Source organism: Streptomyces musisoli, from assembly GCF_016741855.1.
GTDB lineage: Bacteria > Actinomycetota > Actinomycetes > Streptomycetales > Streptomycetaceae > Streptomyces > Streptomyces musisoli.
This window is the reverse complement of the sequence record NZ_JAERRH010000138.1, coordinates 1-263: the sequence shown is the minus strand read 5'-3', so window position 1 is coordinate 263 and position 263 is coordinate 1. Positions and strand designations below refer to the sequence as shown.

Sequence of the window (263 nt, the reverse complement as noted above, 5' to 3'; positions counted from 1 at the left end):
CGGACGGCAATCTGGAGTATGTCGGTCGTGCTGATGATCAGGTGAAGCTTCGTGGTTTCCGCATCGAGTTGGGTGAGGTCGAGTCGGTTCTGACAGGGCATCCGCATGTCGCGCAGGTGGCGGTGCTGGTGCGTGAGGACCGTCCCGGGGACAAGCGCCTGGTCGCGTACGTCGTTGCGGCCGCGGGGGAGAGGGAGCGGCTGGATCCGGCTGAACTGCGGCGGTATGCGGGTGAGCGGTTGCCGGAGTTCATGGTGCCGGCT

Annotated in this window: 1 protein-coding gene; it reads left to right on the top strand. The window is 65.8% G+C overall.

Going from position 1 to position 263, the window contains the following annotated elements:
- On the top strand, positions 1 to 263 hold a 263-nt coding region (locus JK361_RS40820), incomplete at both ends, for an AMP-binding enzyme (protein ID WP_201828307.1).